We start from the raw sequence: 16,164 nt of genomic DNA, 5'->3' as shown, positions 1-16,164 counted from the left end.
ATCCGGGAACCCCCGCCGGGCATCGACATGGAAGGCGACGCAAGCCGCGTCGCAATGCGACGCAGCCCGTCAGTAGCCGCGGCTAGCTTGGGGCCCGACCCCGTCCCAGCGCAAGCGCTCTCAGGGCCTGGAAATGCGACGCTCGTCGCGATCCCGTTCGGCTCTCGCCGGCGCGCGTGACTGGGAACGCTCGTTTCGCTGCGGTGCCGGCTGGAAATCGGGCCGGCCCATCTTCGGAACCGGGGCCGTCGGCACCAATGGACGCCGCATCGGAGCCGCCGGCAGCGGAGCCGACGCCACGGGGCGAACGCTGGACGACAGCGGCCGCGAAGGCAACGGCCCGGACATCACCGGTCGAGGACGCAGCGGCATCGGGATCGGCCGATGCCGTGGCGGCTTGGGACGCTCGCCCCAGGGCGGCGGGTCCGGACGATGGCCGTGATTGGGCCGCGTGTCGCCGCCGTCGTCGTGGTCGTCGTGGTCGCCGTGGCCGTGGCCGTGGCCCTGGCCGTGGCGCACGATGATGATCGGCGGATAGTAGGGACTCCAGTAACCACCGTAACCGAAGCCGCCCCACGGGTAGCCGTAGCCGCCATACCCGTAGCCGCCATAGCCGTAACCCAGTCCGATGCTCCCGCCCCAGCCACCCCCGTAACCGTAGCCGGGATAACCGTAGCCGTACCCACCATAGCCGCCGTAGCCATGGTCGTAGACCTCGGTCGATGGCTGGCCATAGTAGTAATCGCCGGTGCCATCGCGGTACTGGTACCCGCTGGTGACGCAACCTCCGAGCAGGCCGGCGAGCGTCACGGCCAGGGTCGGCAACAGCAGTGTGCGGTTCATGGTGGCGTCCCCTCGATGGAAGCCGCAGCTTCCGCCGCCGGCTTTGAATCCGTGCTTAACCTTTCCGCCCACACCTGAATGCCAATTGTGATGGCGGCGCGCGACTGCGAGCATGCGTGACCACGTTTGCGGATCCCACCGATGGCACTGCATCGAACCTCGGGGCGCTGGCGCCTTGGCCTGGGACTGGCGCTGGCGACCGCGGGGTTCTGGGCGACGTTGCCGATCGCGCTCAAGGTCTGCCTGGAAATCCTCGATCCGATCACGCTGACATGGTTCCGATTCGTGGTGGCGATGGTGTTCACCGCCGCCTGGCTTGGCGCGCGTGGGCAGTTGCGCGGCTACGGCGCGCTGTCGCGGCGACAGTGGGCGATGCTGGCGGCCGCCGCCGCGTTGCTGCTGGGCAACTACGTCTTCTACCTGCTCGGCGTGCAACACACCACGCCGGCCAATGCGCAGTTGCTGATCCAGCTGGCGCCGCTGTTGATGGCGCTGGGCGGGATCTGGGTGTTCCACGAAGACTTCCGCGCCGCGCAGTGGCTGGGACTGGCGTTGCTCGCCGGCGGCATGGTGCTGTTCTTCCGCGACCAGCTGGACGCGGCGCGGCAGGCGCCGGGCTACCTGCTGGGATCGGCGTGGGTGGTGATCGGCGCGCTGGTGTGGGCGGCGTATGCGCTGCTGCAGAAGCAGTTGCTGTTGCAGCTGGGCTCGATGCAGATCCTGCTGCTGATCTACGTCGCCGCCAGCGTGGCCCTGCTGCCGTTCTCGCATCCGGCCTCGCTGGCGCGGCTGGATGGCCTGCACTGGGCGATGCTCGGCTACTGCGCGCTCAACACCATCGGTGCCTACGGCGCCTTCGCCGAAGCGCTGGCGCATTGGGAAGCCTCGCGGGTGTGGGCGATCCTGGCGACGACGCCGCTGTTGTGCATCGGCGCGGTGGCGCTCGTGCACCAGTGGTGGCCGTGGCTGATCGCACCCGAACGCATCAGCACCCTGGGTTATGCCGGCGCACTGCTGGTGGTCGCGGGTTCCGCCGCGGTCAGCCTCCTCGGCCGGCGGACCGCGCGATAGCATTGCCGACATGGACATCCACGCCATCACCGCACCGACCTTCGCCGATGTCATGACCGCCGCGGTGCGGATCGCGCCGCATGCGCAGGTGACGCCGGTGCTGCGTTCGCGCTCGCTCGATGCGCTCGCCGGCGCGCAGCTGCATTTCAAGTGCGAGCAGCTGCAGCGCGCCGGTGCATTCAAGTTCCGAGGCGCCTGCAATGCGGTCTGGGCGCTGCCCGAAACCGTCGCCGCGCGCGGGGTGGTGACGCATTCCTCGGGCAACCATGGCGCCGCGCTGGCGCTGGCGGCCGGCACCCGCGGCATCGCCTGCCACGTGGTGGTGCCCGAAGGCGCGGTCGCCTCCAAACTGGCCGCGATCCGCGCCTATGGCGCCAGCCTGCATTCCTGCGCGCCGACGATCGCCGCGCGCGAAGCGCGCTGCGACGCGTTGCAGCGCGATACCGACGCGACGCTGGTGCATCCCTATCGCGATCCGGACGTCATCGCCGGGCAGGGCACGGCTGCGCTGGAGCTGATCAACGCCTGCGAAGGCCGACTCGACGCGCTGGTGGTGCCGGTCGGCGGCGGCGGACTGGCATCGGGCACCGCGCTCGCGGCCGCGGCGCTCGCACCGCACTGCCGGCTGTACGTCGCCGAACCCGCGGGCGCGGCGGAAACCGCGGCCTCGCTCGCGCAGGGCCGCCGCGTCACCGACTTCGTCCCCGACACCATCTGCGACGGGCTGCGCGGCACCCTGGGCCAGGTCAATTTCGATCTGCTGCATGCGCATGACGTGCAGGCGCTGGTGGTCGACGACGCCGACACCGTGGCGGCGATGCGCCTGCTGTGGTCGCGCATGAAGCAACTGGTCGAACCGTCCTCGGCGACCGTGCTGGCGGCGATCCTGCGTTACCCGCAGCACTTCGCAGGCCAGCGCGTGGGCGTGCTGCTGTCCGGTGGCAACGTCGACCTGGATGCACTGCCGACGCTGTTCTCGGCCACCTGAACACGCGCGCACGCCAGGCGCCGCGTCGCTAGAATCCACGTCGGTCATTCACGCGAGCTGCGCATGCATCGGCTGCTGCTGCATTCCCCTGCCGCCCGCATCGCGCTGATCGCGATCGCGCTGTCCCTGCTGTTCCTCGGACAGCGCGCGATCTGGGATCCGGACGAGGGCCGCTATACCAACGTCGCGCTGCACATGCTCGACAGCGGCAACTGGATCGAGCCGCAGCGCAGCCACGAAGTCGACCACTGGACCAAGCCGCCGCTGACCTACTGGGCCATTGCCTCCAGCGTCGCGGTGTTCGGGCACAACCCCTGGGCCGCGCGCCTGCCGGCGGCGCTGTCGTACCTGCTGTGCGTGCTGCTGTCGGGACTGATCGCACGCAGGCTCGCGCCCGGCAGCCAGCAACAGGCGGCCCTGGCCTACGCGACGATGCTGCTGCCGATCGGCGCGGCGCAACTGATCACCACCGATTACGTGCTGGCGGCGTGCGAGACGCTGGCGCTGTGGGGATTCGTCGAGGCGCGCTTCGGTGCATCGGCGCTGGGGCGGCGCACGACCGCACTCGGATGGCTCGCGGTGATGTGGCTCGGGTTCGCGCTCGCGTTCCTCGCCAAGGGCCCGCCGGGCCTGTTGCCGCTGCTGGCGGTGCTGGGCTTCGACCTCGCCATGCCCGGTCGGGTGCGCCCGCGCGCGTTGCACTGGTCGGGCCTGCTGTTGTTCGTGCTGGTCGCCGCGCCGTGGTACCTCGCGGTGGTGCAGCGCCACCCGGGCCTGCTGCAGTACTTCCTGGGCAGCGAAGTCGTCGATCGCGTCGCCAGCGACGACTTCAGCCGCCACGGGCAGTGGTACGGCTGGATCGCCATCTACCTGCCGACGCTGCTGGTGGGGACGCTGCCGTGGACGCCCGCGCTGCTGCGCTGGGCGCGCGAACTGCCCGCGACCGTGCGCGCGTGGCGCCCGCGCGAAGCGCGCACGGCCGACGCCGGCCACCTGTTGCTGGCGCTATGGCTGCTGCTGCCGCTGCTGGTGTTCTGCGTGTCGCGGTCGCGGATGCCGTTGTACATCCTGCCGTTGTTCGTACCGCTGGCAGTGTTGGCGGCGCGCCAGCGGCAGCGCGAAGGCCGGTCCCTGCCGCGTTGGGGCTGGCTGCTGGCCTGGGTCGCTGTCGTGCTGGCGTTGCAGCTGGCGGCCGCGCGTTTTCCCACCCACAAGGATGCCGCCGGCTGGGCGGAGGCGATCCGCGCGCGCGTCGCTGGACCGGTGAGCCAGGTCAACTTCGTCGAGGACATGGCGCGTTATGGCCTGCACCTGCACCTGGGCACGGATGTCGAGAAGCTGTCGATGCAGCCGCTGCCAGGCGCGCCGCGGTTCAACCCGGAATACGACGCGGCCGTGACCGACCTGCTAGACGACGACTTCGATCCGGACAGCCTGTGGATCATCAAGCAGGCGCGCGTGTCGCAATTGCGCGCGCTGCTCGCCACGCACGGATTCACTGCGATCGCGCAGGGCACGCCCTATGAAGGCCGGGTGCTGCTGCGGGTGCGGCGGGTGGCAATCGCCGCGCACTGAACGGCGCGCACTGAACGCCGCTTCGACCGCACCGCGGCCGCGATTCAGGCGTCGGGCGCGAGCTTCGACAGGCCCTGCTGCAACAGCAGCCGCGTCATCGCCGCACGCTCGGCCGCCGGCCGCGCCTGCATCGCGTCGAGCAACCAGCGCACCGAACGGCAGCGTTGCCATTGGCTGTCGGGTGCATCGGCGGGCGCATTGAATCCGGCGGTGAAACCGTCGTGCAGCAGCGCCGCGGTGACCCCGGCTGCCTTGATCGACTGCATCGCCCGGGCGCCATCGTAGGGCTGCGGCGGCGACTGCAATGCGGCGACCAATGCGTCGCCGATCGCGGCGGCGAAGCGGTCGCGGCTGGCCGGAGGCAGCTGCGCCGCAATCGCATTCATCCCCTCCAGGCTGCGATCGGCCTGCGGGTCGAACAATCCGCACAGCACCTGCGCCTGGGCGTCCTCCCGCATCGCATCGTGCACGGTGAGCAGCAGCGCATCGACCTGCGGGTCGGGCACGCGCTGCAGAAGTTCATTTCCGCTGGCGGCGAGCAGCGACGGATCCAGCGTCCACGGCGCCGTCGCGTCCTGCGCCAGTGCGTTGATCGGCAGCGCCAGCGCCGCCGCCATCATCCAGTTCCGCCATCGCATGTGTTCGCGCCGCTTGTGGGGAGTGCGCGAATCTAGCGCCGCACGGCTGAACGCCGCTCAGCGCCGCCGTACCGGGATGCCGCTGGCCGGGAAGCGCGCGATCTCCACCCCCGCTTCGCGGATCGGCGCGCCGTGCGCGGGGGCCCATGCCATGGCGGTGATGGTTTCCCAACTCGCGGGCAGTTGCCCCGACGGCTCGATGAAGCGTGCATAGGCCTGCGCGGCCCGTGCGAAGCGCGCGCGACCGGTCAGGGTCGGACGGCGCGAATGCAGGGCATTGGTCGCGCCCATCGCGCGCAGCTCGCGCATCAGCGCGGTGAGATCCGGATAACGCGTCAGCGTGACGTCGCGATCGAGCACCGGGTCGCGGAAGCCAGCGGCCATGAGCGCATCGCCGAAGCCGGCGATATCGGTGAACGGACTCACGTGCGGCGCGACCGCATCGGCCTCGGCGAAGGCATCGCGCAGCTCGTGCAGCGTTGCCGGCCCGAAGGTCGATACCAGCAGCATGCCTCCGGGTCTGAGCACGCGGCGGAAGCCGGCGAACACCGCCGGCAGGTCCTCGACCCATTGCAGGCACAGGTTGGAGAACAGCACGTCCACGCTCGCCTCGGCCAGCGGCAACGCGCGCACGTCCGCGCACACCCGGCGCACGCCGCGACGCAGCGGATGCCAGCGTTGCCGGCGCGCGGACTCGCGCAGCATCGGCAGTGCGAGATCCAGCGCCAGCACCTGCGCCTTGGGCCAGCGCCGCTGCAAGGCCTGCGCGGCGGTGCCGGGGCCGCAACCCAGGTCGAGCACGACCTGCGGCGCGGCGGCCTTCCAGTACTCCAGCGATTCGAGCAGGTGCGCTTCCACGCCGTGCTGCAATCCGGCGACGGCGTCGTAGCTGCGCGCGGCGCGCGAGAAGGCGCGTCGCACCTGGCTGCGGTCGAAGAGGTTGTGGTGCGAAGGCAGGTTCATGCGGCAAGGAAATCCAGCAGGCGGGCAGCCACGGCGTCGGCGTGGGTCAGGAACGGCGCATGGCCGGCGTGTTCGATCACCTCGAACCGCGCGGCCGGCGTGTGCTCGGCGGCCAGCCGCATCGCGCGCGCCGGCACCAGCCGGTCGCGGCGGCCGGCCAGCCACAGGCTGGGCACGCGCAGCCCGGGCAGGGCCGGGCGAAGATCGACACTACGCAGCAATTGCAGGCCATCGGCCAGCGCCAGCGCGGTGGGTTCGCCGCGCGCGAACAGGTCGCGTCGCAACGTGCGCAGCTCATCGCCCTGGTGGTCGGAGCCGAACGCTTCCAGCGCGACGAAGCGATCCAGGGTGCCGCGATAGTCCTCGCGCAGGCCCTGGGCGAAATCGCGGAAGATGTCCGCCGACACGCCCAGGTGGGCCGCCTCGCCGGGCTCGTCGTCATGGCGGACGAAGCTGGCGTTGGCGCACAGCAACGCAAGCCGCGGAACGCAATGCGGCCGGGTCGACGCCGCATGCAACGTGAACATGCCGCCCAGCGACCAGCCGCACCACGGCGCGACCGGCACCTGGGCGAGGATCGCTTCGACGCACGGCTCCAGTGCCAGGGGCACTGCGCTGTCATGGCTCAGTCCATGCCCGGGCAGGTCGACCAGGTGCAGCGTATGCACGTCGCGCAGGCGTGCGACCAATGGCGCGAACACGCCGCCGTGCATCGCCCAACCATGCAGCAGCACCAGTGGCGGACCCCTGCCGACGACTTCGACGTGCAGCGATGGCGTCATCGCACTCATGCGCCGCGGTCCGCGCACAGGGCCTGCGCCTGGGCGGAAGATGACGTCGCCGGATGCGCGACCACCCACGCGAACGCGATGATTCCCGCGATCACCAGCAACGCACCCCACAAGGCGACGCCCTGCGGCCACGGCTCGCGCAGCATGCCGACGCCCAGGCCGGTGGCGAACAGCAGTTCGGCGGCCTGCATCGCCTCGGCCGCGCCCAGCGCCACCGGGTTGTGCTGGACCATGCCGGTGGCCTGGAAGAACAGGATCGTCGCGATCACCCCCGCACTGAGCGCGACGCCGGCGGCGAGCCACAACTGCGGCGGCGACGGCGCGCCCGCCTGCTGCCAGGCGAAAGCCGCCACCAGCCACCACAGCGGCTGGCTGGCCAGGGTCATGCCGAACACGCGCTGCGTCGCGTTGAGGGTTTCGCCCGTGCGCTCCAGGTGCAACAACAGCAGGCGATTGCCCAGCGGATACAGCACCGCCGAGCCGAGCACGCAGGCCAGCGCGATCCAGCCGTCGCGATCCAGGTGTCCGTGCGCATGGCCCAGTTGCAACAGCAGCACGCCGACCAGGATCAGCACGCCGACCGCCAGCGCGGCGCGCGGAATCCGGCGGCGCGGATCGTCCGCGGCGGTGAAGCGATAGACCAGCGGCGCGCACAGCATGCCGGCGATCACGGTGAACTGGAACGAGCCGGCGACCAGCCACGACGGCCCGCTGCCCGCCGCATACGCCAGCAATACGTAGAACAGCACGAAGCCCAGTCCGCTGCAGGCCAGCCACGGCCACGGATGCGCACGCAGCGCGCGCCACACCGGCCCGATCCCGCCCTGCCAGCGCATCAGCGGCAACAGCATCGGCAGCGTCAGCAGGTAGCGCAGCGACGCCGTCCACGCCCAATGCCCGCCATCGGTTGCGATCGCGCGGTTGAAGACATAGGTGAAGGTGAAGAACAGCGCCGCCAGCAAGGCAATCGCAATCGCCGCCAGGCCCTGGCGGCGGGTGTGTCGCGTCGCGGTCACGCCGGCAGTGCCGGCGCGTGGCGCTGCGCGCCGATCGCCTCGGACGCGTGCGTCAGCGCGTCGAGCAGGCGGTCGACGTCGGCATCGGCGTGCCCGGCGCTGAGGGTGATGCGCAGGCGCGCGCCGCCTTCGGGCACGGTCGGCGGCCGGATCGCGGCGACCCAGAAGCCGCGCGTTTCCAGCGCGGCGGCCAGCGCCAGCGCGCGCGCGTTGTCGCCGCACAGCAGCGGCTGGATTGCGCTGTCCGAAGGCAGCAGCGACAGGCCGCGCCGGGCGGCGCCGCGCTTGAAGCGATCGATCAGGCCGGCGAGTTTCTCGCGCCGCCAGTGGTCCTTGCGCGCCAGCCGCACCGCGGCCAGCGATGCGGCCGCAAGCGGCGGCGGCAACGCGGTGGTGTAGAGGTAGGGACGCGCGGTTTCTGCCAGGTGCGCGACCAGCGCGTCGTCGCCGAAGACGACCGCGCCGTAACTGCCCAAGGCCTTGCCCAGCGTCGCCAGCTGCAACGGCACTTCCGCCACGCCCAGCTGCGCGGCGGCGACGCTGCCGCGGCCTTCGGGGCCGAGCACGCCGATGCCATGCGCATCGTCGACATAGAACGTCGCCTGCTGCACGCGCGCGGCCAGTGCCAGCCGGCGCAACGGGGCGACATCGCCATCCATGCTGAAGACGCCGTCGGTGGCCAACATCGCCGTCGGCTCGGGCACGGAACGCAACTGCCGCAGCGCGCCATCGGCGTCGGCATGCGGATAACGGCGCAGCGTGCAACCGGCCAGGCGCGCGGCATCGATCAGGCTGGCGTGGTTGGCCTTGTCCTGCACGCACAGGTCGCCCGGGCGCAGCAGCGCCTGCATCACCGCGAGGTTGGCGGTGAAGCCGCTGCCGAAAAGCAGCGCGCGCGGCGCGCCGAGCCAGTCGGCGAGCTCGCGTTCGAGCGCGTCATGGGTGGCGTGGTGGCCGCACACCAGGTGCGAGCCGATGCCGCCGGCGCCTTCGCGCGACGCAGTGTCCTGCATCGCTTCGGTCACGGCGAACTGCTGCGACAGGCCCAGGTAGTCGTTGCTGCAGAAATTCACCAGCCAGCGGCCGTCGCCATGCGCGTCGAGCACCAGGCAGCGCACGCCGTCGCGGCGGCTGACGATGCGCCGCTCGCGGCTGCGGCCGAGCGCGATGCGTTCGGCACGCTGGGCTTGGATGCGTTCGTCCAGGCGCGGGCGCATGGCTCAGGCCGCGACCGCGGGATGGTCGGTGATCGAGGCGTGCACGGTGCCGGCGTGATCGTGGTCGGCAGCGTCGACCCGCACCGCCATCGGCCGCAATCCGAGGCGTGCGAACAGCGCCAGGTCGCGCCCGGTGTCCGGGTTGCCGGTGGTGAGGAGCTTTTCGCCGTAGAAGATCGAGTTGGCGCCGGCAGCGAAACACAGCGCCTGCAACTCGTCGGACATCGATTCGCGCCCGGCCGACAGCCGCACCATCGACTTCGGCATCAGGATCCGTGCTACCGCAATCGTGCGCACGAATTCGAACGGATCCAGTTCCGCGGTGCCCGCCAGCGGCGTACCGGCGACCTGCACCAGGCGGTTGATCGGCACCGAATCCGGATGCGCCGGCAGGGTGGCCAGCGTCTGCAGCAGGCCCGCCCTTTGTTCACGGCTCTCGCCCATGCCGACGATGCCGCCGCAGCAGGTCTTCATGCCAGCGTCGCGCACGTGCGACAGCGTGTCCAGCCGATCCTGGAACTCGCGGGTGTGGATGATCTCGCCGTAGAACTCCGGCGCGGTGTCGAGGTTGTGGTTGTAGTAGTCCAGGCCCGCGTCCTTGAGCGCGTGCGCCTGGGTATCGCTGAGCATGCCCAGGGTGGCGCAGGTCTCCAGGCCCAGCGCCTTCACCTCGCGGATCATCGCGGCGACCTTCGGGATGTCGCGATCCTTGGGCGAGCGCCACGCCGCGCCCATGCAGAATCGCGAGGCGCCGGCGGCCTTGGCCTGCCTGGCCTTCTCCACCACCGCACCGGTTTCCATCAGCTTGGTGGCGTCGACACCGGTGTGGTAGCGCGCGGCCTGCGGGCAGTAGCCGCAGTCCTCGGGGCAACCGCCGGTCTTGACCGACAGCAGCGTGCTGACCTGGATCTCGGCCGGATCGAAGCACTCCCGGTGCACGCTGCCGGCGCGATGCAGCAACTCGGTGAACGGCAGCGCGAACAGGGCCAGCACCTCCTCGCGCGACCAGTCGTGGCGCAGCGGCGCGGTGGCGAGGGCGATGCTGACGTCAGGCATGGGCGTTTTCCGACTGCGGGCGCGGGGCGAGCCAGGCAGTCTGGAAACCATGCCCGCCACTGTCAACCCGATCCACCCGCGCCCGGTTGACGGCCGCTTCGCGCGCCTGCTGGGCGCGCTGTGGCCGCCGCGCTGCCTGGCCTGCGGCGAGCGCGGCGACGGCGCGCGCGACCTGTGTCCCGACTGCGCGGACGCCTTGCCGTGGCTGGGCACCGCCTGCCCGAGCTGCGCGCTGCCGCTTCCAGCGCCGGCGGTGGCCTGTGGCGGCTGTTTGCAGGCGCCGCCGCCACTGGCGCAGGTGCATGCGGCCTTCGTGTATGCGCGGCCGCTGGACCGGCTGCTGCCGCGGCTGAAGTTCCATGGCGACCTCACCGCCGGGCGGCTGCTGTCGCAGTTGATGGCGCAGGCCTGCGCGCGAGCGCCGCAACCCGATGCGATCGTCCCAGTCCCGCTGCATGCCGCGCGCCTGCGCCGTCGCGGTTACGACCAGGCGCTGGAACTGGCGCGGCCGCTCGCACGCCAGTTCGGGCTGCCATTGCGCGAGGAGCTGCTGCGCCGGCGCAAGGCCACCGCGCCGCAGTCCGAGCAGGCCAACGCCACCGACCGGCAGCGCAACCTGCGCGACGCCTTCCACGTGCCGGCGGGGATGGCCCTGCCGGCGCACGTCGCGCTGGTGGATGACGTCATGACCACCGGCGCCACCCTCCACGCCGCGGCGAAAGCGCTGCGGCGCGCCGGCGTCCAGCGCGTCGATGCCTGGGTCTGCGCGCGGGTGCCGTAGCAACGGACCGCCCGGGCGGTCCGGTTTGTGCGGGGCCGCCGCTTCCCCTGGTAGGAGCGGCTTCAGCCGCGAGCGCTTCGTGCCGCTGGACGACTGAAGGAGCTCGCGAAAGCCTCGGCCTCAGCGCAACGCGTAATCGGCGGCAATACCCGCGAAGATCGTCGCACCGACCCAGTGGTTGTGCAGGAACGCGCGGAAACACGCGTCGCGTTGCCGATGCCGGGCGATCAGGAATTCGTAGCCCACCAGCAGCAGCGCCGCGCCGAGCCCATACCAGTAATAGCGCCCGAGCTGCGCGCGTTGCCCGACCAGCGCGAGCGCGGCGAAGGTCATCGCGTACAGCACGCCCAGGGCGACCAGGTCGGCATCGCCGAAAAGGATCGCGGTCGACTTCGCGCCGGCGCGCAGGTCGTCGTCGCGGTCGACCATCGCATACCAGGTGTCGTAACCGGTGGCCCAGAAGATGTTGGCCATGTACAGCACCCAGGCCACCGCCGGCACGTGGCCCTGCACCGCGGCGAACGCCATCGGGATGCCCCAGCCGAAGGCCATCCCCAGGTACACCTGCGGCAGGTAGGTGTAGCGCTTGAGGTAGGGATAGCTGGCCGCGAGCAGCACGCCGACGACGCTCAGCAGCACGGTCAGCCGGTTGAGCGTCAGCACCAGCGCGAAGGCGACCAGCATCAGCGCCGCGAACACCGCCAGTGCCTCGCGCCCGGACACCGCGCCGGTGGCGAGCGGGCGGTCTCGGGTGCGCTCGACCTGCGGATCCAGCCAGCGGTCGGCATAGTCGTTGATCACGCAACCGGCCGAGCGCGTCAGCCACACCCCGGCGGTGAACACCAGCCACGGCCACCATGGCGGCACCCCGCCGGCGGCGATCCACAGCCCCCACCAGGTCGGCCACAGCAGCAGCAGCCAGCCGATCGGCCGATTGCCGCGCACCAGCGCCCAGTACAGCGACAGCCGCGTCGGCGGGGTCGGCGGCGGCGGGGCGGGCGGCGGCGCGTAGCGCTCGTAGCTCATCGCGCCAGCCTAGCAACTGGCGCGCGGCTCGCGCCGATTCGCACGATCATGCGAGAATGCGCCTCCTGCGCGTGCCTAGGCTCGCGGAACGGCCTCGCGCCCGTAGCTCAGCCGGATAGAGTAGTGGCTTCCGAAGCCATTGGTCGGGGGTTCGAATCCCTCCGGGCGCGCCATTAGCACCACAATGGTTGGCTCCGCGGCCGTAGCCGGTTGCAGGCCCCTCAAGACCCAGCGGCATGGCCGCGACAAGGTGGATCGTGCGCAACTACGACCTCGACTTCCTCAAGAAATTCGCCATGGTGATTGGCTTCCTGGTGCTGTTGACCGCCGGGCTGCAGTTGCTGGCCTATCACCTCAACAGCGCGATTCCGGCCGAAGTCTCGCCCATCGCGGCGCAGCGCACCCAGGACCGCATCGAGCCTCTGGGCGCGGTCTATGCCGGCGCCACCGGTGCCGCGGCGCAGGCCGCCGCTTCGGCCGCCGCACAGGCCGCCGCCGCCTCGCAGGTCGCCTACGGCGGCACGACCGACGGCTCGGTGATCTTCAACAACCTGTGCACCGGCTGCCACACCTCCGGTGCCGGCATGGCGCCGACCCTGGACAAGGCGCACTGGGCAGCGCGCATCGCGCAGGGCAAGGACACCCTGTACCAGCACGCGATCGAGGGCTTCCACGGCCCCGACGGCGGCGTGATGCCGCCCAAGGGCGGCAACCCGGCGCTGACCGATGACCAGGTCAAGGCCACCGTCGACTGGATGCTGGGCCAGATCAAGTAACGCGGCACGTCGGACCAGCGTCGGCGCGGCTTCAGCCGCGCGCTTTCCCGCCGCCACCGTCGTTCGCCGCGGCCGCGACTGAAGCGCTTCTGCAAGCTCGCGCAATGCCAGCATTGCCCGGCGTCGAAACGTCTGCGTGGGACCATCGCCACACGCAGACAGGGCGCTCCCGGCCCGCCCGTTATCATGGCGCGATGCCCGCGCCTTCCTTCCCGACCGAACCTGCCAGCGTGCTGCTCGACGGCCCCGCCGGCGCGCTGGAACTGGCGGTGGATCCGGCCGAAGGCCCGCCGGTCCCGGCGGTCGCGGTGTTCTGCCACCCGTTGCCGACCGAAGGCGGCACCATGCACAACAAGGTCGTCACCATGGCCACGCGCGCGCTGCGCGAGGTCGGCGTCGATACCGTGCGCTTCAACTTCCGCGGCGTCGGCGCCTCGCAGGGCCACTTCGACGACGGCAATGGCGAGACCGAAGACCTGGTCGCGGTCGCCAGCTGGGTGCGCGCGCAACGCCCGGCCGCGGCGCTGTGGCTGGGCGGTTTCAGCTTCGGCGCCTACGTGGCCCTGCGTGCCGCGCCGACGTTGCAACCGGCCTTCATGTTGTCGATCGCGCCCCCGGTGCGGCGCAGCTGGGACTTCGATGCGCTCCTCCTGCCGACCTGTCCGTGGCTGGTGATCCAGGGCGAGGCCGATGAAATCGTCGATCCGCAGGCGGTCTACGCCTGGATCGAAGCGATGGCCACGCCGCCGCAGCTGGTGCGCATGCCCGACACCAGCCATTTCTTCCATCGCCGGCTGATGGACCTGCGCGGCGCGGTGAAGAACGGGGTGCGGCCCTGGCTGCCCAGCGCCGCATGACCTCGGACGGGGTGGCGACACCGTCGCAGGCCTATGCCGCCGGCGTCGCACGCGGCGACTGGGACGCCGACCCGGCGCAGGCAGCGGCGCTGCGCGAGCTCGACCGCATCCATGTCGCGCTGGTCGACGCGCCGTCGGCAGGCTGGCTGTCGCGGCTGTTGCGCGCCGGCGTGCCGCCGATCCAGGGCTTGTATCTGTGGGGCGGCGTCGGCCGCGGCAAGACCTTCCTGGTCGACCTGCTGTATGCCGGGCTGCCGATCGCGCACAAGCGGCGCACGCACTTCCACCGCTTCATGCGCGAAATCCACGCCGCCCTGCGCGCGCATGCCGGCGAGCGCGATCCGCTGGCGACGATCGCGCGCCAGTGGCGGCGGCAGTACCGGATATTGGTTCTGGATGAATTCTTCGTCAGCGACATCGGCGACGCGATGCTGCTCGGGCGCCTGCTCGAACGCCTGTTCGCCGAAGGCGTGGTGCTGGTCACCACCTCCAATACGCCGCCGGCGCAGCTGTACAGGGACGGCCTGCAACGCGCGCGTTTCCTGCCGGCCATCGCGCAGATCGAAGAGCATTGCGTTGTATCGCACCTGGAAAGCACGCACGACTACCGCTTGCGCGCACTCACCCGCTCGCCGGTCTACCGGCAGCCGCTGGATGCCGGATCCGACGCCTGGCTGGACGAACGCTGGCATGCACTGGGCGGCGACGATGCGCATCGCGACGCCGGCATCGACATCGATGGGCGGCGCATCGCGGTGCGCGCGCGCAGCAAGGGGTTGGTGTGGTTCGACTTCGATGCGCTGTGCGAAGGCCCGCGCGCGGCCGGCGACTACATCGAGGTCGCGCGCGAGTTCCATACCCTGCTGCTCGGCGGCATCCCGCGGTTCGACGCCCGCCGCGACGATGCCGCGCGCCGCTTCATCACCCTGGTCGACGAGCTCTACGATCGCCACGTCAACCTGGTCTGCACCGCCGCCGCGCCGCCGCCGGCCCTGTACGTGGGCGAGCGGCTTGCCGGCGCGTTCGAACGCACGACCTCGCGCCTGATCGAGATGCGCTCGGCCGAATACCTCGCGCTCGAGCACCGCGGCTGAAGCCGGCGCGCGCGACCCGCGCGCACCGCGCTCAGCGCGCGCGCCGCCGCCAGGCGAGCGCGGCGTAAACCACCACCAGCACCGCCAGCGCGATCGCGATCGCCGACCACTCCTTGGCTGTCAGCGTCGACACGATCAGCACCATCGCCGCCAGCGCCAGTGCGGGAATCGCGAAGCCCCCGGGCAGCACGAATGGCGTGCCGTGCTGGCGCAGATCGCGCCGCTGCGCGCGCCACGCGCTGCTCGCGACCAGGCCGTAGACCAGGCAGATCGCGCCGCCGGAAATCAGCGCCAGCGCATCGAAGTTGCCGACCAGCGACAGCATCCATGCCAGCCCGGCGTGCACCACCAGCGCCAGCATCGGCACCCGGTGGCGCAGGGTGACGTCGCCGAAGGCGCTGGGCAGGTAGCCATCGCGACCCAGCGCAAACACCAGCCGCGAGGTTCCCAGCAGGTTGCCCATCAAAAAACCGGTCATCGAGATCGCCGCGGTGGCCAGCAGCAGCACGTTGCCTGGGGCCCACAACGCGCCCGCGGTCGCCGCCACCGGGACCGTGCTCGTGCCCAGGCGTGCGCCGAGCACGCCCTGGCCGACGATCTGCAGGCCCAGGTACAGCAGCACCACCAGCACGATCGCGATCAACGCCGCGCGCGGGACGCTGCGCGCCGGGTTGGTGACTTCGCCCGACGGCACCAGCGCGGTCTCCATGCCCGAGTAGGCGAACATCACCAGCGCCATCGATGCGCCCAGCGCGCCCAGCGACGGCACCGCCGATGGCAGGAAGCTCACCTGCGGCCAGTCGACGAAGAACATCCCGATCGCGGCCAGCGCGAACAGCGGAGCCAGCTTCAGCGCGGCCAGGGCGGTGATCGCGCGCGCGCCCAAGCGCACGCCAAACGCATTGAGTGCGAACAACGCCAGGTACACCGCCGTCAGCAGCAACGCGCGCGGCAGCGGCGGCGCCAGCGCCGGCACCAGGCTGGCGACCTGCAGCGACAGCGCCGCGGCGACGCCGGCGCTGGAGGTGACGTTGCTGATCCACATCAGCGCGCCGGCGATGAAACCGGCGAACGGCCCGAAGGTCGCGCTGACATAGCTGTAGGGACCGCCGGTGACCTGCACCCGGCTGCCGACCGCGGCGAAACACAGCGCCACCGGAATGATCGCCAGCGCGCCGGCGATGAGCGCCAGCGGCGCGGCCGAGCCCATCTGCGCAGACAGCGCGGACGGCATGCGGAAGATGCCGCCGCCGACGATGACGTTGATCACCGCGGCGGTGAGCGCGAATGCGCCGACCGCGCGCAGCAGCGCGGCCTCGCCATGCAGCGCGGAAGCAGGGAAACCGTCGGGGCGGGCAGCGGTCATGGCGGCGGCGGTCGATGTGCAGCCGGCAGCCTCGCATGCGCGCCAGTGCCACGCCAGCATCCTCGGGGGTGCGCCCTGCGCCGGTTACGGCAGGGCATCCACTCCC

Annotated in this window: 16 protein-coding genes and 1 tRNA gene; 8 read left to right on the top strand and 9 right to left on the bottom strand. The window is 71.2% G+C overall.

What is annotated here, in order from left to right; genetic code table 11:
• Window positions 1-120: 120 nt before the first annotated feature.
• Complete coding sequence (locus G7B67_RS13315) at window positions 121-843, bottom strand: hypothetical protein (protein ID WP_207780901.1); 723 nt, start codon at window positions 841-843, stop codon at window positions 121-123.
• Window positions 844-984: 141 nt separating this feature from the next.
• Here G7B67_RS13315 and G7B67_RS09190 point away from each other — a divergent pair, with 141 nt between their 5' ends.
• The 3 genes from G7B67_RS09190 to G7B67_RS09180 all read left to right on the top strand — a co-directional run bounded on the left by G7B67_RS09190 (window position 985) and on the right by G7B67_RS09180 (window position 4,477).
• Window positions 985-1,914 (top strand): DMT family transporter, encoded by a 930-nt coding sequence (locus G7B67_RS09190; protein WP_166211219.1) that lies wholly within the window; start codon window positions 985-987, stop codon window positions 1,912-1,914.
• A gap of 10 nt (window positions 1,915-1,924) precedes the next feature.
• Entirely contained in the window at window positions 1,925-2,902 is a 978-nt protein-coding gene (locus G7B67_RS09185; protein ID WP_166211216.1) for a threonine ammonia-lyase, read from the top strand.
• Window positions 2,903-2,965: 63 nt separating this feature from the next.
• The gene (locus tag G7B67_RS09180) at window positions 2,966-4,477 is read left to right on the top strand and encodes an ArnT family glycosyltransferase (protein ID WP_166211213.1); all 1,512 of its coding nucleotides are present in this window, start codon (window positions 2,966-2,968) and stop codon (window positions 4,475-4,477) included.
• Window positions 4,478-4,521: 44 nt separating this feature from the next.
• Here G7B67_RS09180 and G7B67_RS09175 read toward each other — a convergent pair whose 3' ends face one another.
• From G7B67_RS09175 to bioB, 6 genes are read right to left on the bottom strand one after another with little or no spacing between them, the layout of a single operon-like run.
• On the bottom strand, window positions 4,522-5,115 hold the full coding sequence (locus tag G7B67_RS09175) for a hypothetical protein (RefSeq protein WP_166211211.1): 594 nt from the start codon (window positions 5,113-5,115) through the stop codon (window positions 4,522-4,524).
• A gap of 57 nt (window positions 5,116-5,172) precedes the next feature.
• On the bottom strand, window positions 5,173-6,078 hold the full coding sequence (gene bioC / locus G7B67_RS09170) for a malonyl-ACP O-methyltransferase BioC (RefSeq protein WP_166211208.1): 906 nt from the start codon (window positions 6,076-6,078) through the stop codon (window positions 5,173-5,175).
• Window positions 6,075-6,848, bottom strand: a complete 774-nt coding sequence (gene bioH / locus G7B67_RS09165) for a pimeloyl-ACP methyl ester esterase BioH (RefSeq protein ID WP_166211270.1) — start codon at window positions 6,846-6,848, stop codon at window positions 6,075-6,077. Before bioH ends, bioC begins: the two co-directional genes overlap by 4 nt.
• A gap of 17 nt (window positions 6,849-6,865) precedes the next feature.
• Window positions 6,866-7,885 (bottom strand): multidrug resistance efflux transporter family protein, encoded by a 1,020-nt coding sequence (locus G7B67_RS09160; RefSeq protein ID WP_243412315.1) that lies wholly within the window; start codon window positions 7,883-7,885, stop codon window positions 6,866-6,868.
• The gene (bioF, locus tag G7B67_RS09155) at window positions 7,882-9,102 is read right to left on the bottom strand and encodes an 8-amino-7-oxononanoate synthase (RefSeq protein WP_166211205.1); all 1,221 of its coding nucleotides are present in this window, start codon (window positions 9,100-9,102) and stop codon (window positions 7,882-7,884) included. The genes G7B67_RS09160 and bioF overlap by 4 nt, the downstream gene beginning before the upstream one ends.
• 3 nt (window positions 9,103-9,105) lie before the next feature.
• Complete coding sequence (gene bioB, locus G7B67_RS09150) at window positions 9,106-10,158, bottom strand: biotin synthase BioB (RefSeq protein ID WP_166211202.1); 1,053 nt, start codon at window positions 10,156-10,158, stop codon at window positions 9,106-9,108.
• 49 nt (window positions 10,159-10,207) lie between these two features.
• On the opposite strand from bioB, the gene G7B67_RS09145 reads away from it, so the two are divergent.
• Window positions 10,208-10,939, top strand: coding sequence for a ComF family protein (locus G7B67_RS09145; RefSeq protein ID WP_166211199.1), 732 nt, complete (start codon window positions 10,208-10,210; stop codon window positions 10,937-10,939).
• A gap of 120 nt (window positions 10,940-11,059) precedes the next feature.
• Here G7B67_RS09145 and ubiA read toward each other — a convergent pair whose 3' ends face one another.
• Window positions 11,060-11,965, bottom strand: coding sequence for a 4-hydroxybenzoate octaprenyltransferase (ubiA, locus tag G7B67_RS09140; RefSeq protein ID WP_166211196.1), 906 nt, complete (start codon window positions 11,963-11,965; stop codon window positions 11,060-11,062).
• Between the two features lie 96 nt (window positions 11,966-12,061).
• Between ubiA and G7B67_RS09135 the strand changes: the two genes are divergently transcribed.
• The 4 genes from G7B67_RS09135 (at window position 12,062) to zapE (ending at window position 14,692) form a co-directional block, all read left to right on the top strand.
• A tRNA-Arg gene (locus tag G7B67_RS09135) sits at window positions 12,062-12,138 on the top strand.
• 84 nt (window positions 12,139-12,222) lie between these two features.
• The gene (locus tag G7B67_RS09130; RefSeq protein WP_166211264.1) at window positions 12,223-12,741 is read left to right on the top strand and encodes a c-type cytochrome; all 519 of its coding nucleotides are present in this window, start codon (window positions 12,223-12,225) and stop codon (window positions 12,739-12,741) included.
• Between the two features lie 194 nt (window positions 12,742-12,935).
• Window positions 12,936-13,598: an alpha/beta hydrolase gene (locus G7B67_RS09125; RefSeq protein WP_166211193.1), complete on the top strand. Its 663-nt coding sequence runs from the start codon at window positions 12,936-12,938 to the stop codon at window positions 13,596-13,598.
• Window positions 13,595-14,692 carry a cell division protein ZapE gene (zapE, locus tag G7B67_RS09120; protein ID WP_166211190.1) on the top strand — a complete coding sequence of 366 codons (1,098 nt, stop codon included), beginning with the start codon at window positions 13,595-13,597 and terminating at the stop codon, window positions 14,690-14,692. The genes G7B67_RS09125 and zapE overlap by 4 nt, the downstream gene beginning before the upstream one ends.
• 31 nt (window positions 14,693-14,723) lie before the next feature.
• Here the strand turns inward: zapE and G7B67_RS09115 are convergent, their stop codons facing one another.
• Window positions 14,724-16,058 carry an APC family permease gene (locus tag G7B67_RS09115; protein WP_166211187.1) on the bottom strand — a complete coding sequence of 445 codons (1,335 nt, stop codon included), beginning with the start codon at window positions 16,056-16,058 and terminating at the stop codon, window positions 14,724-14,726.
• Window positions 16,059-16,164: the final 106 nt, after the last annotated feature.

The organism is Cognatiluteimonas telluris (assembly GCF_011320095.1).
Classification (GTDB): Bacteria; Pseudomonadota; Gammaproteobacteria; order Xanthomonadales; family Xanthomonadaceae; genus Cognatiluteimonas; species Cognatiluteimonas telluris.
Note: the sequence above shows the minus strand (reverse complement) of the source record. Positions and strands in the feature narration are given on the sequence as shown.